Raw genomic sequence first — 25,910 nt, 5'->3', positions numbered from 1 at the left:
GCTGCTCCTTAAGGTGGCGGCATGTACGTGGATGACGTCCTCGCCCTGGTGCCCAGCATGCCAGGCAGGCGGGTGCTGCTGGGGCTCGCGGGCGCGCCCGCGGCGGGCAAGTCGACCCTGGCCCGGGCGATGGTGGAGGCGGTCGACGCGCGCCTCGGCGCGGGCACGGCGGCGTACGTGCCGATGGACGGCTTCCACCTCTCCAACGCCCAGTTGGACCGGCTCGGGCTGCGCGGCCGCAAGGGCGCGCCGGAGACCTTCGACGTGGACGGATACGTCCATCTGCTGCGGCGGCTGCGCTCCCGGCAGGCCGGCACCGTCTACGCGCCGGACTTCGACCGGGTCCTGGACGAGCCGGTCGCGGCCGGGATCGCCGTGCCGCCGCAGGCCCGGCTGGTGGTGACGGAGGGGAACTACCTGGCCGACGACGCCGCCGGCTGGCACGAGGTCAGGGACCTGCTGGACGAGCTGTGGTTCGTCGAGACCGATCCCGCGGTCCGCGAGGAGCGGCTGCTGGCGCGGCATGTGACGGGCGGTCGCACGGAGGCGGAGGCCCGGGCCTTCATCGAGGCCAGCGAACGGCCGAACGCGCTGCGCGTCGAGGCGACGCGCAGCGCGTGCACGCGGGTGGTGCGGCCGGACGGGGTCAGCGGCGCGCCACGCTGAGCATCCGGCGCAGGATCTCCTCCCCCGCCGCGACGCCCGGCAGGGCCAGCGCGTCGACGTGCGGCGCGCCCCAGCCGGTGTCGGCGAGTTCGCCGTGGCCGGGACGCCAGGCGGTGTGGGCGGCGAGCAGCAGTTCGGCGTCCAGGAGGGAGTCGCCCGCGGCGAGCACGTGGTCGGCGCCGGTGCGGCGGACGACCTCGGCCAGGGCCGCGGACTTGGTGAGCGGCTTGGGCACGGCGTAGACCTTGCGGCCCTGCAGGGAGACCGTCCAGCCGCGCTCCTCCGCCCATTCGGCGAGGTCCTTCACCCACAGTTCGGGCAGCAGCGAGCGCTCCACGACCAGGTAGACGAACAGGTCCTCGGCGACACGCTCCTTGCGCAGCCAGGACTCGTCCGCGGTGCGCGCCATGTACGCGCGGACCTCGTCCAGCGGCGCGCAGCCCTCGGCGAGGCGGCGGCGCATCTCGGCGTTCCACTCGTGGTCGGTGTGGCCCTTGACCAGGATGTGCCCGCCGTTGGCGCAGATCGCGTACCGCGGGACCGGGCCCGGCAGGTTGATGCGCCGGTACTGCTTGCGGGTGCGGGTCGTGGCGGGGACGAACTCCGCGGCGGCCGCGAGCCGCTGGATCAGCGCGGCGGCGGTCTCGGTCATGAAGGACAGCGGCCGGCCCTCGTGCACCTCGACGCACAGCAGCCGCGGCGCCTCCTCGTCCGCCATGGACAGGGCCAGGGCCGAGGGCGAGTAGATGAGGGTGCGGTCCAGGTCGCTGGCGACGAGGGACTTCACGATCTCCGGGCGCTGCTTCACTTGGCCTCCACCGCCTTGCCGTCCGTGCCGGTCGCGCCCCGGGTGAAGCGCGGGTGGATCAGCCCGACGCACGAGTACGGCAGGTCGTCCACCTCCTCCACCGGGACGCCGCGCTGCTCGGCGAGCAGCCGGATGTGCGCCAGGTCGGCTCCCGCGCCGCGCCGGGCGAGCACCCGCCACGGCACGCGGCGCAGCATCACCCGGGTGGTCTCGCCGACGCCGGGCTTGACCAGGTTGACGTCCCCGATCCCGTACTCCTCGCTGATCCGCTCGACCGCGGCCCAGCCCTCCCAGGTGGGCGTGCGGTCGCCGGCCTGGAGCTCCTTGACGTCGCGGGCGACCTCGTCGGCCACGGCGCCGAAGCGGGCCGAGACCTCGTCGAGGAAGAGGCCGGAGACGTCCGAGCCGGCCAGCTCGCGGTAGAACTTGGCGCCGTGGAACTCGTCGGGGCCGATGAGGTCGGCGCGCAGCACGGTGCGCGAGACCAGCCCGGAGACGGTCGAGTTCAGGCACGCGGACGGGATGAGGAAGTCGTCGCGGGTGCCGAAGGTGCGAACGCACGACCCGGGGTCGGCCAGCACCGCGATCTCCGGATCGAAGCCCCCGAACGGGGCCACCGCGTCGGCCAGTTCACGGGTGATGGCGCCCTTGCCCGTCCAGCCGTCCACGAACACCACCCGTGCGGGGTCGTGGTGTTCGGCCAGCCAGCGCAGGGCGGTGGTGTCGATGCCCCGGCCGCGGACGATGGACACCGCGTAGTGCGGCAGGTCCAGGCCGTGCGCGTGCCGCGCCCAGCGGCGCATCAGCACACCGACCGGGGTGCCCGCGCGGGCCAGCGACACCAGGACGGCCTGCGGGCCGCGTTCGGCGAGCACCAGTTCGGTCACGGCGCCGACGGCGCGGGCGATCCGGCCGGCGGAGTCCGCCAGCGCGTTCCGGAACAGCTCCTGGTACTCCGCGCTGGGCTGGTACTCCACCGGCAGCGACTCGGCGTAGTGCGCCCCGCCGCTCTGGATGGCCTCCTCGCGCTCCTCGGTGGGCGCCTCCAGTTCGGCGTCGGAGAGGTCCTTCAGCAGCCAGCCGACCTCGTCGGGCGCGTACGAGGAGAACGCGGGCCCGCGCAGCGGCTCCGGGAGCGTCGGGGCGGGCGGACGGGGTTCGTACGAGGGCACCACGGCCAGCAGGAGCCTTTCGGTGTGGCCGGCGAGCTGCGCGAGCAGTCCTCCGGGAGCGTGCAGGGCGGGCGTGTCGCCCGCGCTGTCCACGACGGCGACGACGGCGTCGAAGCCGGCGCCCGCCACGTTGTACGCATGGCGCTCGCCGGGCCCGTCGGCCGGGTCGTCGTGGTCGGGGAAGGTGATCCGGGTACGTATCGCGTACCCCGGGTCGTCCACGGCCAGGACCGGCGAACGGGTCGTCGTGGAGAAGCGCACCTCCACCGCGGGCAGGGCCTCCTGGAGGGCCTGGGCCAGCCGCAGCGGGGCGTACATCAGCTCCTCGTTGCCGAGGACGAGGACGCGGGGTGCCGGTCCCTCACCGACGGCGCTCAGGCCCCCTGTCAGGCCCCCTGTCAGGCCCTCCGCCAGGCGTGCCGCCATCGCGGGCAGCGCCGCCTCCAGCCGCGCGCGGTGCGCGGGCGTGAAGCCGTGCCGGCCGCCGTCGGGCAGCCCGGCGGGCCAGTCCAGGTGCACCCGGTGCGGCGCCACGGCCGGGGCCAGGCGCGCGGGTGCGGCGGCGCCGTGCGCGGCCACCAGCGCCTGGCCCCGCTCCAGCACCCCGTCCGGCAGGCCGACCGTGCCCGAGGCCAGGGCGAGGACGTCGACGCCCGCGCCGAGATCCGCCGCGAAGCGGGCGAGCAGCGCGCGGTCGGCGTCCGAGCGCATGTCGACCAGGGCGACCACGACGTACCGGCGCCGGGGGTGGCGGGCGTGCAGCGCCCGCACCGTGTTGAGCACCGTCCGGCCGGTCGAGAACTCGTCGTCGACCAGCACCAGCGGCCCGTCCCCGGCCAGCAGGCCGGCGTCCTCGGGCAGCAGCAGGTGCGAGGTCGCGTGGCTGTGCTCCTCCTCGAAGCCGCCGACCGCCTCGACCCCGGGCACGGGGCGCCGCGTGGAGTGCAGGTACGGGGCGACGCCGAGGCCGTCGGCCACGGCGTGCCCGAGGCCGGTCGCGGTCTCGGCGTAGCCGAGCACCACGGCCCGGGCCGCCTCCTCCTCGCCGAGCAGCTCCCGTACGCGCACGCCGAGCCCGTACCCGGCGTCGTAGACGACCCGCGGGCGCTGCGGCACGTGCTTGCCCAGCACATTGGAGACCAGCAGGTGCGCCCGCTTGGGGTTGCGGCGCAGGGCGAGGCCGAGCAGTCCGCCCAGGCCCTCTCCCCGCAGGGTGACACCGAGGCGGTCGGCGACCCACTGCCCGGACCAGACGTGCTCCACTGCCATGCGTTCGGCACTCTCCCTCTCGTAGCCGGTCACGACGGCACGCACGCGGAGAGCAGCTCGACGAAGCCGATCTCCTCCCGCGCCACGCCGAAGACCTCGGCGCGCCGCACGGTGCGTTCGGCCCAGGCGCGGTGCGGCTTCACCTCGTTCATCTTGTTCGTGTAGGCCGAGCGCAGCACGCCCCCGCCGCTGCGGTCCTCGTGGAGTATGTCGGCCGCGTCGCTCCACTCCTCGTGGGAGACGACGCTGAGCGCGTGCACGGGCTGGACGTGCGAGGGGTGGATGCAGGTCTTTCCCTGCAGGCCGTTCGTCCGGTCCAGTTCGATCTCGCGCAGCAGCCCGTCCATGTCCCGCTGGATCAGGGCCTCGCGCAGGTCGACGGCCGCGGGGACGAAGGGGCTCTGCCGCAGCAGCGGCTTGAACATGCGCTCGGAGTGCTTGAAGTACTCCCAGACCGGTCCGGTGATGGTGAAGCCGGTGCCGTCGGCGCGCCCGAGGACGTTGACCACGTCGGCGATGATCGAGGCGACGATGCGGACGTCGTAGGCGGTCATGTCGGGCGAGCGGCGCAGCCCGTAGGCGGAGCAGAAGTCGGTGACGCCGAGCCGCAGCGCGAGGACGCGGTCGCGGTACTTGTCGACGGTGCGGGAGATGCCGTACAGCGTCTCGGTGCGGGTCTCGAGGTGGAGCAGCTGCGGGGACTCCAGGACCGGCATGGCGAACAGCCGCCGTCCGCAGTCCGCCTCGGCGGCGGCGAGGGCCTCCAGGAAGGGGACCCCGGACTCCTCGGTGAACTTGGGGAGCACGAACCCGGAGAGCAGGGACACGTCGTCGCCGAGCCGGCGCACGAGGTCGGTGATCTGGCCCGGGGTGCGGACGCGGATGAAGAGCAGCGGGGGGTCGCCGTCGGGGATCCGGTGGGACAGTTCCCCGAACTGGCGGACGAGGTTCTCCTCCGCGGTCTCGACCTCGCGGTCGTCGATGGAGTCCTCCAGGCACAGCACCATCGAGACGACCCCGCGCGCGGCCTGCTTGAGCACGTCGTCGGCGAGCCGCAGCCGCGTGGCGGGGCAGTAGAGGGTGGCGCCGAGGGCGACGGCCAGCGTGCCGGCCGGCGAGGCCGCGGTGAACTCCGCGGGCTCCCGGTGGAAGAGCTCGTCCCGTACGTCCGGTGCGAGGTGCCCGAAGTGGCGCATGCGTTCCCCCGTGGCAGGTGGTGGTTGGAGAGGTGGGAAGCGTCCCCCGACGCCGTGTGGCCGATTATCGTACGCGCGACCCCCCTGCGGACGTTCCCGGCGTACGTGAAAATCAGGTAACCCCCTCGGGTCCGGTACATGTCGGCCTGTCCGCATCCCTCCCCTGCGGCACACCCGTCACACGCCCCGCGTTGTGGACGCGGCCCCCGGGAGGGCAGGATTACGCGCATGACGCAGGCGATGGTGAAGGGCTCCAACATCCCGGTGACGGCCTCGGCGGTGCGGGCGGTGCTCCGCTGGAGCCCGGGGGCGGGTGTGCCGGACGTGGACGCCTCGGCGCTGCTGCTGGGCGCGGACGGCCGGGTGCGCTCGGACGAGGACTTCATCTTCTACAACCAGCCCCGGCACCCCGGGGGCGCCGCCCGGCACCTGCCCAAACGCAGCGAGCCGGCCGGGCTGACGGACGCGGTCGAGGTGGACCTGACCGCGCTCGAGGCGGGCGTGGAGCGCGTGGTCGTCGCGGCCTCCTCGGACGGCGGCCCCTTCGCCCTGGTCTCCGACCTGACGGTGCTGCTCTACGACACGGCCTCGGGCGCCGACGCCGAGCCGCTGGCGCTCTTCGACGTCGTCCCCGACACGGGCGACGAGTCGGCGCTGATCTGCGGCGAGCTGTACCGCAGGGCGGGCGGCTGGAAGTTCCGTGCGCTGGGGCAGGGCTACACCTCGGGGCTGGAGGCCCTGGCCACCGAGTTCGGCATCACCGTGGAGGAGGGCGACCTCGACGAGGCGCCGCCGCCGCGGCCGGAGGGCGAGGCCGCGGTGCCGCAGCCCGTGCCGCCGACCGTCGCGGTGACCGGCGAGCCGGACGCGTACACCCTGCAGGCCCCGGCGCCTGTGCCCCCGCAGCCCGCCGCGCCGCCCGCCTACGGCTACCCGCAGGAACCGCAGCCGACGGTGGCCGCCCCGGCGTACGGCTACCCGCAGGAACCGCAGCCCACCGTGGCAGCCCCGGCCCACGGCTACGGCTACCCGCCGCAGCAGCCCGTCCCGGCCCCCGCCCCGGCCCCGGCCCCGGCCCCGGCGTACGGCTACCCGCAGCCGGTGCAGGGGTTCCGGCTGCCGCCGATGGGCCCGCAGTTCCAGGAACGCCGCTGAACGTTCCCGGCACGGGGCCGCGCGGTCAGACCTTGGTCTTGTAGCCGCGGCCCCACTGCAGGCCCCAGCCGTAGAGCCGGTCGAGCTCGGCCTGGAAGCCGTAGACGTACTTGACCTCGCGGCGCACGGTGAGGTCGCCCTTCTTGTTCTCGATGAGCACCACGGCGCACGAGCGGGCCTGCGGTTCGCGCTCGTCCAGCGGGATCTCGATCCGCGGGCCCGAAGTAGGGAAGATCTCCACCTTGGCGTGGGTGCGGTCGAAGGCCGGCGTGCCGTCGTAGATGTAGACGAAGACGAGCATGCGCTTGAACTCTTCGTGCTTGTCGAGGTTGATGTAGAGCGTCTCGCCGGACGAGCCGCCGAAGCGGTCGTCACCGGTCATCTGGATGTACGGCGGTGCGTCGAGGTCGCCGAGGAAGCTGCCGAGCGGCTGCACGACGCCCTTGGTGCCGTCGGCCAGCTCGTACATGCACGCCAGGTCGAGGTCGACGTTGACCATGGCGGGGCCGGCGGCCTGTACGGGCTCCGGTTTGAACAGGTGCATCTGGCGGCTCAGCCAGGAGCCGCTGCGCTGGTTCCAGCCGCCGGTGTCGGAGGTGCGCATCTGCCAGGACAGGTTGATGCGCAGATTGCCGACGGCCGCGCCCTGCTTGGACAGGGACACGACCTGGTGCCGCCGGGTGAGTTCGATGGTGTGCGCGTTCGCCATGTCGAACTGCGTGTTGATGCCGCCGCTCGGCCGCAGGAAGTTCCACATGTCCGTCCCTCCCCAGGACGCAGGCCGCCCCCCGCCGGGCGGCGAGGGGCGGCGTGAGCCGTCTGCCGTGACGAGACGGGGGTCAGACCCCGCTCGTCACCTCCGCTTTGTCGTCCCGCTGCTCGGAGCTTTCCCCGAGACGGCGGTTCCGCACCACCGACGACCAGTAGGAGGCGCCGATCAGGACGACGCCGATGAGGCCGGTGATGACCTCGTTGATCTCGAACCGGATGGTGACCAGGAGGATGACCGCCAGCGCGCCGATCGCGTAGTGCGCGCCGTGCTCCAGGTAGACGTAGTCGTCCAGGGTGCCCTTGCGGACCAGGTAGACGGTGAGCGACCGGATGTACATCGCACCGATGCCGAGGCCGAGGGCGATGATGAAGATGTCGTTGGAGATCGCGAACGCGCCGATGACGCCGTCGAAGGAGAACGACGCGTCGATGACCTCGAGGTAGAGGAAGAGGAAGAACGCCGCCTTGCCCGCCAGGCCCACGGCCGAGGCGCCGCTGCCGGCCGGCTTGCCGCCCGAGCTCATCTCCTCGAGCTCCTCGTCGGCCTCCTCGGCCTCGTCCTCCAGCTTGTCCTCGAAGTAGCCCGAGATGCCGCCGACGACGAGGTAGGTGATGAGGCCGCCGATGCCGGAGAGCAGCACCGTGGAGGACTTGTCGCCCCCGCCGTGCGGGACGGCGGTGGCGAGGGTGGTGGCGGTGATCAGCAGTGCGACCAGCGCGACGACGACGGAGAGCGTGTCGAGCTTGCCGAGCTTGGAGAGGGGCTTCTCCAGCCAGGCGAGCCACTTGTGCTCACGCTCCTCGAAGATGAAGTCGAGGAAGATCATCAACAGGAACATCCCGCCGAACGCGGCGATCGCCGGGTGCGCGGAGGTGACGAGGTGCTCGTACTGTTCCTTGTTGTTGATCGCCAGGTCGATGGCCTCGATGGGGCCCAGCTTCGCCGTGATCGACACGATGATGATCGGGAAGACGAGGCGCATGCCGAAGACGGCGATCAAAATGCCGATGGTGAGGAAGATCTTCTGCCAGAAGGCGTTCATCTTCCGCAGGATGCCGGCGTTGATCACCGCGTTGTCGAAGGAGAGCGAGATCTCCAGCACCGACAGGATGGCGACGAGGGCAAGCCCCTCCGCACCCCACAGATAACCGGCGAGGGCGAGGCCGGCGGCGGTGACACCGAACGACCAGCCGAAAGTTCGGAGGAGCACTGGATATCCAATCCCTTTACGAAACGTTGACCCCAAAGTCTAGGGCGATGCCCCGGAGCCCTGATGCATACCCCTGGCCAACGGCTCGGAACTTCCATTCGCCGCCGTATCGGTACAGCTCGCCGAAGATCATCGCCGTTTCGCTCGAGGCGTCCTCGGAGAGGTCGTAACGGGCCAGTTCGCTCTGGTCGGTCTGGTTGACCACCCGGATGAAGGCATTGCTGACCTGACCGAAGGTCTGGCCGCGGGCGTCGGCTTCGTAGATGGAGACCGGGAAGACGATCTTGTCGACCCGCTCGGGTACGGCGGACAGGTCCACCAGCAGGACCTCGTCGTCGCCGTCGCCGTCGCCGGTCAGGTTGTCGCCGGTGTGCTCGACCGAGCCCTCCGGGCTCTTGAGGTTGTTGTAGAAGACGAAGTACTCGTCGCCGAGCACCCGGCCCGAGGCGCACAGCAGGGCGCTGGCGTCCAGGTCGAAGGGCGCCCCGGTGGTGGAGCGCGCGTCCCACCCGAGCCCGATCAGCACGCTGGTCAGGTTGGGTGCGGCCTTGGTGAGGGAGACGTTGCCTCCCTTGGCGAGCGTCACGCCCATGCTGTTCTCCTCCCCCGCGGGGCTCGCGGCCCGCCGGACGCGGACCGCGCGACCCCGGCGAATCAGACGTTGACGCCGAAGTCCTGCGCGATGCCGCGCAGGCCGGACGCGTAACCCTGGCCGATGGCCCGGAACTTCCATTCCGCACCGTGCCGGTAGAGCTCTCCGAAGACCATCGCCGTCTCGGTCGAGGCGTCCTCGGTGAGGTCGTAGCGGGCCAGTTCCCTGTCGTCGGCCTGGTTGACGACGCGGATGAACGCGTTGCGCACCTGGCCGAACGACTGCTGACGGGTCTCGGCGTCGTAGATCGACACCGGGAAGACGATCTTGGCGACCTCGCCCGGCACACCGGCCAGATTCACCTTGATCTGCTCGTCGTCCCCCTCGCCCTCACCGGTGATGTTGTCACCGGTGTGCTCCACGGAGCCGTCGGGGCTCCTGAGGTTGTTGAAGAAGACGAAGTGCTGGTCGGAGAGGACCTTGCCCTCGGTGCCCGTGAGCAGGGCACTGGCGTCGAGGTCGAAGTCCGAGCCCGTGGTGGTGCGGGCGTCCCATCCGAGGCCGACGATGACGGCCGTGAGGTTGGGGGCCTCCTTCGTCAGCGATACATTGCCACCCTTGCTGAGGCTGACTCCCACGAGTCCTCCCATGTCATCGCGTGCTGCTCGTATCAGGATCAACGCCCTGAGGTTAGTACCCGGTTCCCCAGGACTACAGGGCTTCGAGCGCCTTGACATAGTCGTTCAGGTCACGGGCGTCCGGCAGGCCGTTGACGACGGTCCAGCGGACCACGCCCTCCTTGTCGATGACGAAGGTGCCGCGCACCGCGCAGCCCTTGTCCTCGGCGAAGACGCCGTAGGCCCGGGAGACCTCGCCGTGCGGCCAGAAGTCGGACAGCAGCGGGTACTCCAGGCCCTCCTGGTCGGAGAAGACGCGCTGGGTGTGCATCGAGTCGTTGGAGACCGCGAGCAGCTGGACCTCGTCGTTCTGGAAGGCCGGCAGTTCGTCGCGGAGCGCGCACAGTTCGCCCGTGCAGACCCCGGTGAAGGCGAAGGGGAAGAAGAGCAGCACGACGTTCTTGGCGCCCCTGAAGTCGGACAGCCGCACGGTCCGGCCGTGCTGGTCCCGCAGCGCGAAGTCGGGAGCCTGGTCGCCTACGGCGAGCACCATGGTGGACACACCTCTCCGGTGGACGGTGAACGGGACCCGCGGCGGGCCCCGCCGTCAGTCTCGCACCGCCACGGGCACCCCATGCGAGGCGCCCCCGCGACGCTCGGTCACGGGGGCGCGGTGCCGGTCGCCAGGGTTCAGCGCTTGCCGGCCTTCGCCGTCTTGGGAGTCACCAGACGACTGGCGGTCCAGTCCTTGGAGACGTTGACACTGCTGGTCTGAGCCAGGCCGGCGGTCTGCGCGGCCTCTCCGATGTCACTCGGCTCGACGTGCCCGTCACGGCCGGTCTTCGGGGTCATGAGCCAGATCTGGGCGCCCTCGTCGATGGCGGACGTGGCGTCGACCAGGGCGTCGGTCAGATCGCCGTCATCATCACGGAACCAGAGGATGACGCCGTCGGCGACGTCGTCGTACTCCTCGTCCGCGAGTTCTTCGCCCGTGATCCCCTCAATACCCTCACGGAGCTCGTGATCGACGTCGTCGTCGTAGCCGAGCTCCTGGACCACCTGTCCGGGCTCAAAACCAAGCCGGCTTGCCGGGTTGGTCTGCTCCTCCGCGTGGCCCGCGGTCGCGCTCACGCTCTGCCTCCTGTCATGGGGGTTGTCTTCCCGCTCCTGTGCGGGGTTATGGGCGGTAGTCCACACGGGCGCGGCGGTTCGCGCAAGTACCCAGCCGCCCATCCCGCCCAAACGTTGACGTGTCACCGCAACCCGAACCGTGAGGGGTGACGTGGCTCACTCCACTATGCCAGGATTTCTCCCGAATCGGGGTTGCGGTCGGTCGTACGTCCGAGTGGGCGTAGAGTTGCGGTTTGGTCGAACGGCCACCGGACAGCCATGCGTGAGCCTCAAGAGGGTCTGTAAGAGGGGTCTGTCTCACTTAGTGATGGTTACCACTCAGTAGAGATGACGTATCCCGAACGCGCGGTACACGATGGAGGCGGCGCGACCCAGCAGAGCAAGACCCTAGAAGCGAAGGAATAGCGTGGCTTCCGGATCAGATCGCAACCCGATCATCATTGGCGGCCTTCCCAGCCAGGTCCCGGATTTCGATCCCGAGGAGACGGCGGAATGGCTCGACTCGCTTGACGCCGCCGTCGACGAGCGCGGACGCGAGCGCGCCCGCTACCTCATGCTCCGCCTGATCGAGCGAGCCCGCGAGCGGCGGGTTGCCGTGCCCGAGATGCGCAGCACGGATTACGTCAACACCATCGCCACCAAGGACGAGCCGTTCTTCCCCGGCAACGAGGACATCGAGCGGCGCATCCTCAACGCGACCCGCTGGAACGCGGCGGTCATGGTGTCCCGGGCGCAGCGGCCCGGTATCGGCGTCGGCGGGCACATCGCCACCTTCGCTTCCTCTGCCTCCCTGTACGACGTGGGCTTCAACCACTTCTTCCGGGGCAAGGACGACGGCAAGGGAGGGGACCAGATCTTCTTCCAGGGCCACGCCTCCCCCGGTGTGTACGCCCGCGCCTTCCTGCTGGACCGGCTCTCCGAGACCCAGCTCGACGCGTTCCGCCAGGAGAAGTCCAAGGCGCCGTACGGCCTGTCGAGCTACCCGCACCCGCGGCTCATGCCGGACTTCTGGGAGTTCCCGACCGTCTCCATGGGCCTCGGCCCGCTGGGCGCGATCTACCAGGCCCGGATGAACCGCTACCTGCAGGCGCGCGGCATCGCCGACACCGAGCAGTCGCACGTGTGGGCGTTCCTCGGCGACGGCGAGATGGACGAGCCCGAGTCGCTCGGCCAGCTCTCCCTGGCCGCCCGCGAGGGCCTGGACAACCTCACCTTCGTCGTCAACTGCAACCTGCAGCGGCTCGACGGCCCGGTGCGCGGCAACGGCAAGATCATCCAGGAGCTGGAGTCGCAGTTCCGTGGCGCCGGCTGGAACGTCATCAAGCTGATCTGGGACCGGACCTGGGACCCGCTGCTCGCGCAGGACCGCGACGGCGTGCTGGTGAACAAGCTCAACACCACGCCCGACGGCCAGTTCCAGACCTACGCCACCGAGACCGGCGAGTACATCCGCGACCACTTCTTCGGTGACGACCACCGGCTGCGGAAGATGGTCGAGGGCCTCACCGACGACCAGATCCTGCACCTGGGCCGCGGCGGCCACGACCACCGCAAGATCTACGCGGCGTACAAGGCGGCCCGTGAGCACAAGGGCCAGCCGACCGTGATCCTGGCCCAGACGGTCAAGGGCTGGACGCTCGGCCCGAACTTCGAGGGCCGCAACGCGACCCACCAGATGAAGAAGCTGACGGTCGACGACCTCAAGCGCTTCCGCGACCGGCTGCACCTGCCGATCTCCGACAAGGAGCTGGAGTCCGGCGCCCCGCCGTACTACCACCCGGGCCGGAACTCGGAGGAGATCCAGTACATGCACGACCGGCGCAAGGGCCTGGGCGGCTACGTCCCGACCCGCGTCGTGCGCGCGAAGCCGCTGGCGCTGCCGGACGACAAGGCCTACGCGGGCACCCGCAAGGGCTCCGGCAACCAGACGATCGCCACCACGATGGCCTTCGTCCGGCTGCTCAAGGACCTCATGCGGGACAAGGAGATCGGCAAGCGCTTCGTGCCGATCGCCCCCGACGAGTACCGCACCTTCGGCATGGACTCGCTCTTCCCGTCGGCCAAGATCTACAACCCGCTGGGCCAGACGTACGAGTCCGTCGACCGCGAGCTGCTGCTGGCGTACAAGGAGTCCCCGACCGGCCAGATGCTGCACGACGGCATCTCCGAGGCGGGCTGCACCGCGTCGCTGATCGCCGCCGGGTCGTCCTACGCGACCCACGGCGAGCCGCTGATCCCGGTCTACGTCTTCTACTCGATGTTCGGCTTCCAGCGGACCGGCGACCAGTTCTGGCAGATGGCCGACCAGCTGGCGCGCGGCTTCGTGCTGGGCGCCACGGCGGGCCGCACCACCCTCACCGGTGAGGGCCTGCAGCACGCCGACGGCCACTCGCACCTGCTGGCCTCGACCAACCCGGCCGTCGTCTCGTACGACCCCGCGTTCGGCTTCGAGATCGCGCACATCGTCAAGGACGGTCTGCGCCGCATGTACGGCGGGACCCCCGAGGCGAACGAGGACGTCTTCTACTACCTCACCGTCTACAACGAGCCGATCGTCCAGCCGGCCGAGCCGCAGAACGTGGACGTCGAGGGCATCCTCAGGGGCCTGTACCGGTACCGGACGGCCGAGGCGGGCGCCATCCCGGCGCAGATCCTGGCGTCCGGCGTGGCCGTGCCGTGGGCACTGGAGGCCCAGCGGATCCTCGCCGAGGAGTGGAACGTCCGGGCCGACGTGTGGTCCGCGACCTCCTGGAACGAGCTGCGGCGCGACGCCGTGGAGGTCGAGGAGCACAACCTGCTCCACCCGGAGGAGGAGCAGCGCGTCCCGTACGTGACGCAGAAGCTCAGCGGCTCCGAGGGCCCGTTCGTGGCCGTCTCGGACTGGATGCGGGCCGTCCCGGACCAGATCTCCCGCTGGGTGCCGGGCACCTGGCAGTCGCTCGGTGCCGACGGCTTCGGCTTCGCCGACACCCGTGGCGCGGCGCGCCGGTTCTTCCACATCGACGCCCAGTCGGTGGTCCTCGGCGTGCTCACCGAGCTCGCCAAGGAGGGGAAGATCGACCGCTCCGTGCTGAAGCAGGCGATCGACCGCTACCAGCTGCTCGACGTCGCCGCCGCCGACCCCGGCGCCGCGGGCGGCGACGCGTAACACCGTTTGCCCGACCGGGCCCCCGTCGCGCTTCCGCGCGGCGGGGGCCCCTGCCTTTCCCGGCTCCCCGCGGGCTCGTGTCACTGGTCGACGATCTGGAAGGCGCGGACGGTGTGCCGGGACTCCGGCACCCAGGTACCGGAGGGGAACGTCACGAAGTCGCCCTCGGTGGAGCACTCGGCGCTCTGGTAGGTCGTCACGAGCTTGCGGGTCCGGTTGACGAACGACTTCGCGGACGTCCCCGGCGGCAGCGGCACGCAGGAGTTGACGTCGGTGTCGGCGAGCTCGTGCACCAGGCGTGCCCCGCGGTAGCCCGGCCTGTCCCACAGGCACAGCTCCCCGGGGTCGCAGCGCCCCGCGGGGCCGGCCGCCGCGGGGGCGGCCGCTACGGGCGGCGCCGGGGCGGCCAGGGCCGCGGCTGCCGCGGCCAGGGCAAGGGTCAGGACGGCACTGCGCATGTGGATCACTCCCCCGTGGTGGTCGGAGCTCCACGGTGGACGGCGAGGCCCGGGGCCGCCAAGGGCCCCGGGCCTCGTTCACCCGGATAGGGAATCGTCCGGTGTCAGATGTGCACCCCGCCGCCGGCGGCGTCCGCGTTGACGCCGCGCTTGGTCAGGAACGCGATGCCCGCGGCGAAGGCGGCCACCACGCCGGCGACGGTGAAGGCCAGACCCATCCCCGAGAGGAAGGTCTCGTTGGTGACCTTCGTGATCAGGGCGACCACCTCGGCCGGGGTGTCCTTGGCGACGGGCGGCACACCGACCACGACCGCGTCGGCGGCCTGCGCGGCCTGCTCGCCCTTCAGCGGGGGCAGGCCGGCGCCGGCCCACTTCTCGGGCAGCACGCTGTCGACCCGCGAGGCCATGATCGTGCCCAGTACGGCGGTACCGAGGCTGCCGCCGACCTGCATCGCGGAGCCCTGGAGGCCGCCGGCCACGCCGGACAGCTCCAGCGGGGCGTTGCCGACGATGACGTCGGTGGCGCCGACCATCACGGGGGCCAGGCCGAGGCCCAGCAGGGCGAACCAGAGGGACATGACGCCGGTGCCGGAGTCCGCCTCCAGCCCGGTCATGCCGAACATGGCGACCGCCGTGCACACCATGCCGCCGACCAGCGGAACCCGGGGGCCGAACTTGGTGATGAGCGCGCCGGCGACGGGCGAGCTGACGATCATCATCGCGGTGAGCGGCAGCAGGTGGACGCCGCACTCCACCGCCGACATGCCGTGGACGTTCTGCAGGTAGAAGGTGACGAAGAACAGACCGCCCAGGAAGGCGAAGGCCATGAGCACCATCAGCGCCGTGCCCGCGGACAGCGGCACCGAGCGGAACATCCGCAGCGGGATCAGCGGCTCGGAGGCCCTGGTCTCCCAGAGGGCGAACAGGACGAACAGCAGCACCGAGCCGGCCAGGAAGCCCAGGGTCAGCGGGTCGCCCCAGCCCCACTCCGGAGCCTTGATCAGGCCCCACACCAGGCCGAACATCGCGCCGGAGAGCAGCAGGATGCCGGGGACGTCGAAGGACCGCGGCGCGTTCTCGGCGCGCACGTCCTTGAGGATGACCAGGCCCAGGACCAGCGCGACCAGACCCACGGGCACGTTGATGAAGAAGACCGACTCCCAGTTGACGTGCTCGACCAGCAGACCGCCCGCGATCGGCCCGGCGGCGGTGGAGGCACCGATGACCATGCCCCAGATGCCGATGGCCATGTTGAGCTTCTCGGCCGGGAAGGTGGCGCGCAGCAGGCCGAGCGCGGCCGGCTGCAGCAGCGCGCCGAAGACGCCCTGCAGCACGCGGAGGCCGATCACCATGCCGACGCCGCTGGACACGCCGATCAGGCCGGAGGTGACGGCGAAGCCGGCGAGGCCGACGAGGAAGGTCTGGCGGTGGCCGAAGCGGTCGCCGAGCTTGCCCGCGGTGATCAGCGACACCGCCAGGGCCAGCATGTAGCCGGTGGTGATCCACTGGATCTGCTCACGGGAGGCACCCAGGTCGGCCTGGATGGCCGGGTTGGCGACGGCGACGATCGTGCCGTCCAGCGCCACCACCATGACGCCGATGGCGACCGAGAACAGGGTCAGCCAGGGGTGGCCGCGAAGGGGTTTCTTGGAAGGCGCCGGTATCGAGTCCGGGGCCTTGTCGGTGACGACGGAGCCTTGGGTCATGGACAAGAGATTATGGCAGCGTCTGACATTTGACCAAAGCAGTCATCCGTCGGTAACTGTCAGGAAGCACCAAAGTATCGTGGGGGCCCCTGGAGGTGGACGGCAGATGAAGCATGCGATACGCGCGACGCCCGTGTGCGGCCTGCGCGAACGCAAGAAACAGCGCACGCGCGACGCACTCATAAGGGCCGCGATCGAGCTGTTCGTCGTCAAGGGCTACGAGCGCACGACCGTCGACGAGATCGCCGCGGAGGTCGAGGTCTCGCAGCGCACCTTCTTCCGCTACTTCGCGGGCAAGGAGGAGGTCGCGCTCGCACTGGAGGACAGCGTCGAGGAGGCCTTCGTCACCGCGGTGGCCGAACGCCCGGCCGGCGAACCGCCCTTCGAGGCGCTGCGCGCCGCGCTGGACGAGTCCTGGCACAGCATCAGCGCCGTGATCGCCGCCGTCGTACCGCTGCCCACGTACATGGCGATGTACCGCGTGATCGAGTCCACGCCGACGCTGCTGTCCGCCCAGATGCGCCATTCGGCGCTCGTCGAGGGACGGCTCGCCTCGGTCATCGCCGCCCGCGAGGGCCTGGACCCGGCCGACCCGCGGCCGCGGGTGCTCGTGGCGGCCGTCGGCGGGGTCATCCGGGTGGCCCAGCGCCTGTGGGGCGACGGCGACGAGACCAGCGTGGAGTCCATCCGCCGGACCACCGAGGAGCACCTGGACCTGCTGGTCCCCGTCCTCGCACAACCGTGGGACGAACACCAGGGTGTGTCCGGAATCTCCTTGTTCCAAACGTGACTTGGGTCACGGCGCGCCTCGGGGGTCTCCGGCGTCTCCTAGGGTGTCCCCCAGTGAACCTCGTCGACGAGCGCTTCAGCTCCCCCTCCCTGCGCGCCCTTCTGGCCTTGGCCGTGGTCTTCGTGATGCTGGCGACCACCGGCTGGACCGCGCTGCGCCACCACAAGGGCGGCGGGGACGCGCTGGCGGTGGCCACTGCCGCGTGGCGGCACGGCTCGGTGGGCGGACGTCCGCTCCCGGACCCCCAGGCGGCCCCGGGCGTCATCGCGCGCTTCTTCGCCTCGGTCGGACCGGACGGCGCCAAGCTGCTCGCCCACCGCTATCCGCTCGTCGTCGGCAACCTCAACGGCGCCCCGGTCGCCGTGCGTTACCAGGCCAACCGGCGCTCGCTCGTCACGGCCCGCGCCCAGGAGACCGCCCGCTCGCGCAGCTCCCTGCTGACCGCCGAGGGCCGCCAGGACGCCGCGCAACGCGCCGACCGCTACGCCTCCCTGCTGGACGGCAAACGGCAGATCCTCGCCTTCGACCCCACCGGCCGCGGCCGGGCGGCCGAGGTCTTCGGCGACCTCGGCACCGCCGAACGGGTGTCGCTCGTCGTGCCCGGGGTCGACACTGACGTGCTCTCCTTCGAACGCGAGGACGATCCGGCCCGCGCCCCCGTCGGCATGGCCGGCTCGCTGTACGCAGCCGAGCACGCCGCCGCTCCGCGCACGCGCACGGCCGTCATCGCCTGGGCCGACTACACCACCCCGCAGGGCGTCGGCCTGGACGCCTCCACCGGCGAACTGGCCGAGCAGGGCGCCGTCCGGCTGGCCGCACTGGTGCGGTCCCTGCCGGCGCACGGCAGCGTCTCGCTGTTCTGCCACTCCTACGGCTCGGTGCTGTGCGGCGTCGCCGCCCCCGACCTGCCCTCCGGGCGGGTCTCCGACATCGCCGTCTTCGGCAGCCCCGGTATGCGGGTGGACAAGGCGGCCGACCTGGGCACGGCCGCCCGGGTGTGGGCCACGCGGGACAGCACCGACTGGATCGGCGACGTGCCGCACATGGAGTTCGCCGGGCTCGGCCACGGGGCCGACCCGGTCTCCCGCGCCTTCGGCGCCCGCGTGGTGACATCCGAGGCCGCCGAGGGGCACGCGGGCTACTTCCGCCCCGGCACCGACAGCCTCGCCAACTTCACCAGCATCGCCCTCGGCCGCTACCCGGACGTCCGGTGCGCCGACGGCAGCGACTGCACGGCGGGCGTGGCCTAGTCCGGCCGTGCCCGGCCGGTTCCCGAAATCGCGACGCCGCCTACGATGACCCGTATGGGTGACGTATTGGCCGGATCCAACGCCGTATGGGAGTTCGATGCCGATGCGGTGCTCATCCGTTACGAGCGGGGGATGCGCAACTCGAAGCTGCTGCAGACCCTGGGACGGCGGCGTGTCCCGTACGAGGCCCTGGCGGGCGTCGAGCTGGGCCCGGGGCGGCGCGGCACCGTCGTGCTGCGCGCGCTCCCGCGGCGGGGCGCCGATCCCTTGATGGAGGCCGCGAAGGGCCAGCTCAAGGAGGCCGCCGACCCCTACCGGCTGGTGCTGCCCGCCGAGCGGGAGCTGCTCGCCGAGTACTACGCCGAGGAGCTGCTGTCCGCCATCGGCGCGGCCGGGGGCGGCTCGGACGCCGAACCGGCCCCGCGCCACCTCGTGGAGGTGCCGTCCGCACCCCAGTCGTTCAAGGCGTACGACGGCAAGGCGTCCTTCGACGGCGAGACGGTGTCCTTCCGCTGGTTCTGGACGGGCGCCTCGACGGCCAAGTGGAAGGCCGGTGACCAGCACTTCCCGGTCGCCGAGCTGTCCGGGGTCGACTGGCGCTCCCCCGAGATGCTCGGCGGTCACCTGCGGCTGCTGCCGCGCGACGCCGACGGCCACCACGCCGGCAACCCCGACGACGACCCGGCGACCGTGGTGTTCGGCCTGGGCTACGGCCTCGTCCACGAGTCGCTGCCGCTGGCGGCGGCGGTCGTGGCGGCGGTCCAGCGGGCCGCTCGAACGCGGCCCGCCCTGGACCGGGACGGCTACTCGCGCGCCGCCGACGTGGACGACATGTCCGGGTAGCGGTCGCCCGCGACCTGCCCGGCGAGCGGTTCCAGCCGGCCCAGTTCCGCCTCGTCGAGGACGATCCGGGTGGCGGCGGTGTTCTCCCGCAGACGCTCGGCCTTTCGGGTGCCCGGGATCGGCACCACGGTCAGCCCGTGCACCTGCGCCCGCTGCTGCACCCAGGCCAGGGCGATCTGGGCGGGTGTGGCGCCGTGCGCCTCGGCGACCCGGCGCAGCGGCTCCAGCAGGTCGAGGTTGCGCTTGGCGTTCTCCCCGGAGAAGCGGGGCTGGTACTGGCGGAAGTCGTCCGCCGACAGCTGGGAGGCGTCCTGGAAGGAGCCGGTCAGGAAACCCCGGCCCAGCGGGGAGTACGGCACGAGGGCCACTCCCAGCTCGGCGGCGGCACCGGTCAGCGAGATCTCGACGTCCCGGCTGAACAGCGACCACTCCGACTGCACGGCCGCGATCGGGTGCACGGCGTGCGCCTCGCGCAGCTCGGCCCCGGTCACCTCCGACAGGCCCAGGTGCCTCACCTTGCCGGCCCGCACCAGCTCGGCCATCGCGCCGACGGACTCGGCCAGCGGCACGGCGGGGTCGCGGCGGTGCATGTAGTACAGGTCGATGACGTCCACGCCGAGGCGGCGCAGGCTGCCGTCGACGGCATGGCGGATGTACTCCGGGTCGTTGCGCACGCCCCGGTACCGCGTGTCGTCCGCCTTCCGCGCTATGCCGAACTTGGTGGCGAGGGTGATCTCGTCGCGGTGCTCGCGCACGAAGGGGGCGATGAACTCCTCGTTGGCGCCCATCCCGTACACGTCTGCGGTGTCGAGGAGCGTGACCCCGAGGTCCAGCGCCGCGTCGAGGGCGGCGCGGGCGGCGGCCTCGTCGGTGGGACCGTAGAACTCGCTCATGCCCATGCAGCCCAGGCCCTGCACGCCGACCAGGGGGCCGCCCGTACCGAGCGTGACCTTGGCGATCGGCTCGTTGTTGTCGCTCATCTGCCTCATGCCCTCTCCGACGCCCGGCGGGCGCCAGCGTAGGTGTCGATCTTGTGGTCGAGGACCGCGAGGGTGCCCCGCAGCTCGTCGATCCGCCGCAGCACGTCGCGCCGGGTCGACTCCAGCAGCTCCTGGCGGTCGGAGAAGGTGTGCTCCCCGAGCCGCACCAGCTCGGCGTAGCGGACCATGTCCGCGACCGGCATCCCGGTCAGCCGCAGCTTGCCGACGAAGGCCAGCCAGTCGAGGTCGCGGCTGGTGAAGCGGCGCTGCCCGGTGTGCGAGCGGTCGACGTGCGGCATCAGCCCGATCCGCTCGTACCAGCGCAGCGTGTGCGCGCTCAGGCCGGTGAAGGCCGCCACCTCGCTGATCGTGTAGCGGTCCCGGCCGTCCGGGAGGGGTTGCCGCGCCTCCCCGGAGCAGTCGGGCACGCTTCCGGGCTTGCTCTTGGCCACCTGCGTCACGGTCATGGGTTCCACGCTAAAACCCTGGAGTGCACTCCAGGCAAGGCCATTCGTTAGGCTCACGGTCATGCGGAGCCTGAGCAGCCTGAGCGCGATCGAGAACTGGCCTGTCCCGACGGCCGCGGCGGCGGTCGTACGCCGTGACGGCACGGTCCTGGGGACGTACGGCGAGACCGGGCGGCGCTTCCGGCTGGCCTCGGTGACCAAGCCGCTGTCCGCCTACGCGGCGCTGGTCGCGGTCGAGGAGGGCGCGGTCGAACTCGACGAACCGGCCGGCCCCGAGGGCTCGACCGTGCGGCACCTGCTCGCCCACACCTCCGGCCTCGCCTTCGACGAGCACCGGGTGATGGCGGCTCCCGGCACGCGGCGGATCTACTCCAACGCCGGCTTCGACGCGCTGGCCGACCACATCGCCAAGGCCACCGGGATCCCCTTCGGCGAGTATCTGCGGCAGGGGGTGCTGGAGCCGCTCGGCATGCACGCCACCGACTGCCCGGGCTCGGCGGGCGCCGGTGCGGTCTCCACCGTCGACGACCTGGTCCGCTTCGCCGCCGAGGTGCAGGCACCGCGGCTGCTGGCCCCGGAGACGGTCGCCGAGGCGACCTCCGTCGCCTTCCCCGGCCTCAAGGGCGTGCTGCCCGGCTACGGCGGCCAGAACCCGAACGACTGGGGCCTGGGCTTCGAGATCCGGGACCACAAGTCCCCGCACTGGACGGGCGCCTCGTCCTCCCCGCGCACCTTCGGCCACTTCGGCCAGTCCGGCACCTTCCTGTGGGTCGACCCGGACGCCGGGGCGGCCTGCGTCGTCCTGACGGACCGTGACTTCGGCGAGTGGGCCCTGCCGTTGTGGCCGGCGCTCACGGACGCGGTGCTGGCAGCGCTGTGACCAGCGTCAGCGGGATCGGTCCGCAGGACCGGCCGCTGACGCTGCGCAGGAGGGAACCGGCCAGGTGCCGGGGGTCGGTGGAGGCCGCGACCCGGCCGCGGGCGTTGACCAGGGCGGCCGGCGCGGGCAGACGGCGCAGCAGGGGCAGCACGGCGGCCTCGAAGTGGCGCAGGTACACGTCGGCGGCGGCGACGCCGAGGAAGCGCCCGCCGTGCTGGACCGGCACCGACAGGGTGAGGCTGTACTCGTCGGAGCACAGGTAGTCCACGTACGGTCCGGCCACGGCGCGCTCGCCGGTGGCGCGGGGCAGGGCGAACCAGTCCCAGTGGGTGTAGTCGGAGTAGGCCGAGGTGCCCGGGTCGAGGTCGGGCAGGAGCGGCCGCAGCCCCTCCTCCCCGTGGTTCTGCCACCACTCCAGCCAGGCCGGTACGTCGCCGAGCAGCCCGGGTTCGGCGATGAAGCCGATGCCGGAGATCAGGTCGTGCCGCCGGCGCAGCCGCTCGTGGAGCAGCGGGCGCAGGGCGGCGAGGTCGGCGGTGGTGGGGGCCCGGCCGGCGGCGCGGACGGCGGCGATGGCGGTGGTGCGCTCGGCGACCTGGGCGACGGCGGCGAAGACGTCCTCCAGGGTGCCGCGGACCCGGTCCACGACGTCGGCGACGACCTCGTCGACGAGGGCGGTTGAGCTGACGGCCACGGCGGCTGCCTCCGGTGCGGGAGGACGGGTGGTGCGGACGCCCGGGTCAGCCGGCGACGGTCAGACGCAGTCCGATCAGGCGCTCCATCGCGTCCCGCACCCGCCGTTCGGCCAGGGACCGGGCCAGCTCCGCGTCGCCGTCGCGCACGGCGCGGAGCAGCGCGCGGTGCAGGTCGACGACCGCCGCGCGGGCGTCGTCCTCCCCGAGTGCGAGACAGATTAGCGCTCCGATCTCCGCCTGGATACGGATCTCCTCCTTGGTGAGACGGGCCGACTGGGCGGCGGCGGCGAGTTCCACATGCAGCCTGCCGTAGACGCGTCCGCGGGCGGCGGGTTCGCCGGCGGCCTCGAACTCCTCCAGGGAGCGCTGCAGCGGGGCGAGGTCCTCCGGCTCGGTACGCTCGGCGGCGAGCCGGGCGGCGGTGCCGGCGACGGCGGCCCAGTGGTCGGCGAGGTCGCGCAGTTCCTCGGTGCTCCAGTCGGCCAGCCGGTGGCCGAGCCGGGCGGTGCGCGGCTGGTCGGAGGCGGTGACGAAGCTGCCGCCGCCGCGGCCGCGGCGGGTGGTGACCAGCCCCTGCTGGCGCAGGGCCATGAGGGCCTCGCGCAGGGTCACGGTGGAGACTCCGAGGCGGGTGGCGAGCTCGCTCTCGCCCGGGAGCTGCTCGCCGTCGGCGAGCAGGCCCAGTTCGATGGCGTCCGCCAGGCGTCGTACGACCGCGTCGACCCGGGCGAGGTTGCCCACCGGTGCGAAGACGGCGTGCAGTGCGCCATTCGAAAGTTTGCTCACCCGCACACCTTCTCACTTGGCGAAAGTTTTACCCCGGCCAGGCCTTGTCCTCTGAAATATAACTTCATAGGTTTCCGGTCAATGCTCCAGCCGAAGAGAAAGGTTCCCCGCCGATGGAGGGAACGGCCAAGGAAACGGACACCGGCGCACCCGCCATACGCCTGCGGGACCTGCGCAAGTCCTTCGGCCCGGTGCACGCGGTCGCCGGGGTGGACCTGGAGATCGCCGACGGCGAGTTCTTCTCGATGCTGGGCCCCTCCGGTTCCGGCAAGACCACGGTGCTGCGGATGATCGCGGGCTTCGAGGCCCCCACCGCCGGCACCGTGGAACTGGCCGGCCGGGACGTCACCCGGCTCGCCCCCTTCGAGCGGGACGTCAACACCGTCTTCCAGGACTACGCGCTCTTCCCGCACATGACGGTGGAGCAGAACGTCGCCTACGGGCTGAAGGTCCGCAGGGTGCCGAAGGCGGAGCGGATCGAGCGCGCCCGCGCGGCGCTGGCCTCGGTCCGGCTGGAGGGGTTCGGCGGGCGCCGCCCGGCACAGCTCTCCGGTGGTCAGCGGCAGCGGGTCGCGCTGGCCCGCGCCCTGGTGGGCCGTCCCCGGGTGCTGCTGCTCGACGAGCCGCTGGGGGCGCTCGACCTCAAGCTGCGCGAGCAGATGCAGGTCGAACTGAAGGCGATCCAGCGCGAGGTGGGCATCACCTTCGTCTTCGTCACCCACGACCAGGAGGAGGCGCTGACCCTCAGCGACCGGATAGCGGTCTACCACCAGGGCCGGATCGAGCAGGTCGGCACCCCCGCCGAGGTGTACGAGCGGCCGGCGACGCCCTTCGTCGCGGGCTTCGTCGGCACCTCCAACCTGCTCAGCGACGGCTCCGGGACCTACAGCATCCGTCCGGAGAAGATCCGTCTGCTGGGTCCCGACGACGCCTCGGACACGTCGGACACCCCGGACGCCCCGGACACCTCGGACGCAGAGCTGCGCACCGTCTCCGGCACCGTCGCCGAGGTCATCTACCTCGGCGACACCACGCGCTTCCTGGTCGACCTCGACGAGGGCGGCCGGCTGACCGCCCTCCAGCAGAACCAGGAGACCTCCTCGGCCGACGTCGCCGCCTACCGGGGAACCCGCGTCCGCCTTCAGTGGCACCGCAGGCACAACGTCACCGTCCAGTCCCCCCACCCGGAAACGGAGCCCACGTGCGTCTGATCCGTACGCTCGCAGCCTGTACCGTCCTCGCCCTGGCCACCGCCTGCGGCGGCTCGTCCTCCCCCGGCAAGGGCTCCGGCTCCTCCGGCGGCGCCTTCACCCCGCCCAAGCTCAGCGCGCCGAAGGCCCTGGGCGAGACCGAGGGCGCGGTCAACCTGATCGCCTGGGCCGGCTACGCCGAGGACGGCTCGAACGACAAGTCCGTCGACTGGGTCACCCCGTTCGAGAAGGAGACCGGCTGCCAGGTCAATACCAAGGTGGCCGGCACCTCCGACGAGATGGTCAGCCTGATGAAGACCGGCCAGTACGACGCCGTGTCGGCATCGGGCGACGCCTCCCTGCGCCTCATCGCCTCGGGCGACGCCGCACCGGTCAACACCGGCCTCGTCCCCAACTACAAGGACGTCTTCGCCGGCCTGAAGATGCAGCAGTGGAACTCGGTGGACGGGGTCGCCTACGGCGTCCCGCACGGCCGCGGCGCCAACCTGCTGATGTACCGCACCGACAAGGTCTCCCCCGCCCCCACCTCCTGGTCGGCGGTCTTCGACAAGGCCTCGCCCTACAAGGGCCACGTCACGGCGTACGACTCCGCCATCTACATCGCGGACGCCGCGCTCTACCTGATGAAGACCAGGCCGGAGCTGGGCATCAAGGACCCGTACGCGCTGGACCAGAAGCAGTTCGACGCCTCCGTCGCCCTGCTGAAGGAGCAGAACGCCAACGTCGGGGAGTACTGGAGCGACTACCTGAAGGAGATCTCCTCCTTCAAGAGCGGCGACTCCGTCGTCGGCACCAGCTGGCAGGTCATCGCCAACCTCGCCAAGGCCGAGAAGGCACCGGTCGAGGCGGTCCTGCCGAGCGAGGGCTCCACCGGCTGGTCCGACACCTGGATGGTCTCGGCCAAGGCCCAGCACCCCAACTGCGCCTACAAGTGGCTGGACTGGATCGTCTCGCCGAAGGTGAACGCCCAGGTCGCCGAGTGGTTCGGCGAGGCCCCGGCGAACGAGAAATCCTGCGCCCTGACCTCGGACAAGAACCACTGCACCGTCTTCCACGCGGCCGACGAGCCCTACTGGAAGCAGGTCCACTTCTGGAACACCCCCATCCCGCAGTGCCTGGACGGCCGCACCGACGTCCGTTGCGTGCCCTACGCCAAGTGGGTCCAGGCCTGGACCGAGATCAAGGGCTGAGCCGTCCCGTGACCACCACGCCCACGACGTCCACCACGACGGGCGGCAACTTCGGGCGGCGGCTGGCAGGTTCCCTGCACCGCCGCCCGCGGCTGCGGCTGTCGCTGCTGCTGTCCGCCCCGCTGCTCTGGCTGGTCCTGGCCTATCTGGGCTCGCTGGCCGCGCTCTTCCTCTCCGCGTTCTGGACGACCGACCCCTTCACCTCCGACGTGGTCGAGGTCTGGAGCACCGACACCTTCCGCACCGTCCTGACCACCGACGTCTACCGGGACGTCGCCCTGCGCAGCATCGGCGTCGCCGTCGCGGTGACCGTGATCGACATCGTCATCGCCTTCCCGATCGCCTTCTACACCGCCCGGGTGGCCGCCCCGAGGTACCGGCACCTGCTGGTCGTCTCCGTGCTCACCCCGCTGTGGGCGAGCTACCTGGTCAAGGCGTACGCCTGGCGGATCATGCTCTCCGAGGACGGGCCGCTGGACTGGGCGCTGAAGCCGCTGGGCCTGAGCGGTCCCGGCTACGGCCTGCCCGCGGCGATCATGGTGCTGGCCTACCTGTGGCTGCCGTACATGATCCTGCCGATCCACGCCGGGCTGGAGCAGCTGCCGGCCGGCCTGCTGGACGCCTCCGCCGACCTCGGGGCCCGCACCTGGCGCACCTTCCGGTCCGTGGTGCTGCCGATGGTGCTGCCCTCGGTCGCGGCCGGCTCGGTCTTCACCTTCTCGCTCAGCCTCGGCGACTACATCGCCGTGCAGATCGTCGGCGGCAAGACCCAGCTGATCGGCAACGTCGTCTACTCCAACATCACCCTCGACCTGCCGCTCGCCGCGGCGCTGGGCACCGTGCCGGTCGCGGTCATCGTCGTCTACCTGCTGGCCGTGCGGCGCACCGGCGCGCTCCGCAGTCTGTGAGGCCCCTGAC

General features: G+C 71.5%; 25 protein-coding genes. 10 read left to right on the top strand and 15 right to left on the bottom strand.

What is annotated here, in order from left to right:
- The first annotated feature begins 21 nt into the window (after positions 1-21).
- The gene (locus PV342_RS08175) at positions 22-666 is read left to right on the top strand and encodes a nucleoside/nucleotide kinase family protein (protein WP_500316330.1); all 645 of its coding nucleotides are present in this window, start codon (positions 22-24) and stop codon (positions 664-666) included.
- Here PV342_RS08175 and PV342_RS08170 read toward each other — a convergent pair.
- The 3 genes from PV342_RS08170 to PV342_RS08160 are packed head-to-tail and all read right to left on the bottom strand — an operon-like array spanning position 647 to position 5,111.
- A complete protein-coding gene (locus PV342_RS08170; protein WP_329188095.1) occupies positions 647-1,474 on the bottom strand; it encodes an HAD family hydrolase in 828 nt (275 codons plus the stop codon). The two genes, PV342_RS08175 and PV342_RS08170, sit on opposite strands and share 20 nt — an antisense overlap.
- The gene (locus PV342_RS08165) at positions 1,471-3,915 is read right to left on the bottom strand and encodes a phosphoribosyltransferase (protein ID WP_500316328.1); all 2,445 of its coding nucleotides are present in this window, start codon (positions 3,913-3,915) and stop codon (positions 1,471-1,473) included. Before PV342_RS08165 ends, PV342_RS08170 begins: the two co-directional genes overlap by 4 nt.
- Positions 3,916-3,944: 29 nt before the next feature.
- The gene (locus PV342_RS08160; RefSeq protein WP_386993612.1) at positions 3,945-5,111 is read right to left on the bottom strand and encodes an HpcH/HpaI aldolase/citrate lyase family protein; all 1,167 of its coding nucleotides are present in this window, start codon (positions 5,109-5,111) and stop codon (positions 3,945-3,947) included.
- Between the two features lie 228 nt (positions 5,112-5,339).
- On the opposite strand from PV342_RS08160, the gene PV342_RS08155 reads away from it, so the two are divergent.
- Positions 5,340-6,266: a TerD family protein gene (locus PV342_RS08155; RefSeq protein ID WP_500316326.1), complete on the top strand. Its 927-nt coding sequence runs from the start codon at positions 5,340-5,342 to the stop codon at positions 6,264-6,266.
- Positions 6,267-6,291: 25 nt separating this feature from the next.
- Here PV342_RS08155 and PV342_RS08150 read toward each other — a convergent pair whose 3' ends face one another.
- From PV342_RS08150 to PV342_RS08125, 6 genes are all read right to left on the bottom strand, one after another.
- Complete coding sequence (locus tag PV342_RS08150) at positions 6,292-7,023, bottom strand: TerD family protein (RefSeq protein WP_400801744.1); 732 nt, start codon at positions 7,021-7,023, stop codon at positions 6,292-6,294.
- Between the two features lie 82 nt (positions 7,024-7,105).
- Entirely contained in the window at positions 7,106-8,248 is a 1,143-nt protein-coding gene (locus PV342_RS08145; protein ID WP_018556769.1) for a DUF475 domain-containing protein, read from the bottom strand.
- 16 nt (positions 8,249-8,264) lie between these two features.
- Positions 8,265-8,840, bottom strand: coding sequence for a TerD family protein (locus PV342_RS08140; RefSeq protein ID WP_018556768.1), 576 nt, complete (start codon positions 8,838-8,840; stop codon positions 8,265-8,267).
- A 62-nt stretch (positions 8,841-8,902) separates the two neighbouring features.
- Positions 8,903-9,478 (bottom strand): TerD family protein, encoded by a 576-nt coding sequence (locus tag PV342_RS08135; protein ID WP_018556767.1) that lies wholly within the window; start codon positions 9,476-9,478, stop codon positions 8,903-8,905.
- Between the two features lie 73 nt (positions 9,479-9,551).
- Positions 9,552-10,010: a peroxiredoxin gene (locus tag PV342_RS08130; protein ID WP_026250566.1), complete on the bottom strand. Its 459-nt coding sequence runs from the start codon at positions 10,008-10,010 to the stop codon at positions 9,552-9,554.
- A 137-nt stretch (positions 10,011-10,147) separates the two neighbouring features.
- Complete coding sequence (locus tag PV342_RS08125; RefSeq protein WP_026250565.1) at positions 10,148-10,588, bottom strand: DUF3052 domain-containing protein; 441 nt, start codon at positions 10,586-10,588, stop codon at positions 10,148-10,150.
- A 406-nt stretch (positions 10,589-10,994) separates the two neighbouring features.
- Here PV342_RS08125 and aceE point away from each other — a divergent pair, with 406 nt between their 5' ends.
- The gene (gene aceE / locus PV342_RS08120; protein WP_500316322.1) at positions 10,995-13,736 is read left to right on the top strand and encodes a pyruvate dehydrogenase (acetyl-transferring), homodimeric type; all 2,742 of its coding nucleotides are present in this window, start codon (positions 10,995-10,997) and stop codon (positions 13,734-13,736) included.
- Between the two features lie 80 nt (positions 13,737-13,816).
- Here aceE and PV342_RS08115 read toward each other — a convergent pair whose 3' ends face one another.
- A complete protein-coding gene (locus tag PV342_RS08115) occupies positions 13,817-14,194 on the bottom strand; it encodes a peptidase inhibitor family I36 protein (protein WP_329188089.1) in 378 nt (125 codons plus the stop codon).
- Positions 14,195-14,298: 104 nt separating this feature from the next.
- A complete protein-coding gene (locus tag PV342_RS08110) occupies positions 14,299-15,900 on the bottom strand; it encodes an MFS transporter (RefSeq protein WP_018556762.1) in 1,602 nt (533 codons plus the stop codon).
- 106 nt (positions 15,901-16,006) lie between these two features.
- On the opposite strand from PV342_RS08110, the gene PV342_RS08105 reads away from it, so the two are divergent.
- Genes PV342_RS08105 through PV342_RS08095 form a run of 3 tightly spaced genes read left to right on the top strand, consistent with a single transcriptional unit; the run spans position 16,007 to position 18,783 of the window.
- Complete coding sequence (locus tag PV342_RS08105; protein WP_018556761.1) at positions 16,007-16,690, top strand: TetR/AcrR family transcriptional regulator; 684 nt, start codon at positions 16,007-16,009, stop codon at positions 16,688-16,690.
- 53 nt (positions 16,691-16,743) lie between these two features.
- On the top strand, positions 16,744-17,940 hold the full coding sequence (locus PV342_RS08100; protein ID WP_386993618.1) for an alpha/beta hydrolase: 1,197 nt from the start codon (positions 16,744-16,746) through the stop codon (positions 17,938-17,940).
- 54 nt (positions 17,941-17,994) lie between these two features.
- Positions 17,995-18,783: a DUF4429 domain-containing protein gene (locus tag PV342_RS08095; RefSeq protein ID WP_360999206.1), complete on the top strand. Its 789-nt coding sequence runs from the start codon at positions 17,995-17,997 to the stop codon at positions 18,781-18,783.
- Here PV342_RS08095 and PV342_RS08090 read toward each other — a convergent pair.
- Positions 18,744-19,763 carry an aldo/keto reductase gene (locus tag PV342_RS08090; RefSeq protein ID WP_018556758.1) on the bottom strand — a complete coding sequence of 340 codons (1,020 nt, stop codon included), beginning with the start codon at positions 19,761-19,763 and terminating at the stop codon, positions 18,744-18,746. The two genes, PV342_RS08095 and PV342_RS08090, sit on opposite strands and share 40 nt — an antisense overlap.
- Positions 19,764-19,768: 5 nt before the next feature.
- Positions 19,769-20,230, bottom strand: a complete 462-nt coding sequence (locus PV342_RS08085; protein WP_400801738.1) for a MerR family transcriptional regulator — start codon at positions 20,228-20,230, stop codon at positions 19,769-19,771.
- Between the two features lie 61 nt (positions 20,231-20,291).
- On the opposite strand from PV342_RS08085, the gene PV342_RS08080 reads away from it, so the two are divergent.
- Entirely contained in the window at positions 20,292-21,110 is an 819-nt protein-coding gene (locus PV342_RS08080; RefSeq protein ID WP_360999202.1) for a serine hydrolase domain-containing protein, read from the top strand.
- Here the strand turns inward: PV342_RS08080 and PV342_RS08075 are convergent.
- Both PV342_RS08075 and PV342_RS08070 read right to left on the bottom strand, forming a co-directional pair.
- The gene (locus PV342_RS08075; protein ID WP_018556755.1) at positions 21,082-21,804 is read right to left on the bottom strand and encodes a cache domain-containing protein; all 723 of its coding nucleotides are present in this window, start codon (positions 21,802-21,804) and stop codon (positions 21,082-21,084) included. The genes PV342_RS08080 and PV342_RS08075 overlap by 29 nt on opposite strands.
- 46 nt (positions 21,805-21,850) lie before the next feature.
- Entirely contained in the window at positions 21,851-22,597 is a 747-nt protein-coding gene (locus PV342_RS08070; protein ID WP_400801736.1) for a FadR/GntR family transcriptional regulator, read from the bottom strand.
- A gap of 107 nt (positions 22,598-22,704) precedes the next feature.
- On the opposite strand from PV342_RS08070, the gene PV342_RS08065 reads away from it, so the two are divergent.
- From PV342_RS08065 to PV342_RS08055, 3 genes are read left to right on the top strand one after another with little or no spacing between them, the layout of a single operon-like run.
- Positions 22,705-23,802 (top strand): ABC transporter ATP-binding protein, encoded by a 1,098-nt coding sequence (locus PV342_RS08065; RefSeq protein WP_500316318.1) that lies wholly within the window; start codon positions 22,705-22,707, stop codon positions 23,800-23,802.
- On the top strand, positions 23,793-24,992 hold the full coding sequence (locus tag PV342_RS08060; protein WP_400801732.1) for an ABC transporter substrate-binding protein: 1,200 nt from the start codon (positions 23,793-23,795) through the stop codon (positions 24,990-24,992). Before PV342_RS08065 ends, PV342_RS08060 begins: the two co-directional genes overlap by 10 nt.
- 8 nt (positions 24,993-25,000) lie before the next feature.
- The gene (locus PV342_RS08055) at positions 25,001-25,900 is read left to right on the top strand and encodes an ABC transporter permease (protein WP_500316317.1); all 900 of its coding nucleotides are present in this window, start codon (positions 25,001-25,003) and stop codon (positions 25,898-25,900) included.
- Positions 25,901-25,910 lie beyond the last annotated feature (10 nt).

The organism is Streptomyces sp. PA03-3a (assembly GCF_033792735.1).
Classification (GTDB): domain Bacteria; phylum Actinomycetota; class Actinomycetes; order Streptomycetales; family Streptomycetaceae; genus Actinacidiphila.
Note: the sequence above shows the minus strand (reverse complement) of the source record. Positions and strands in the feature narration are given on the sequence as shown.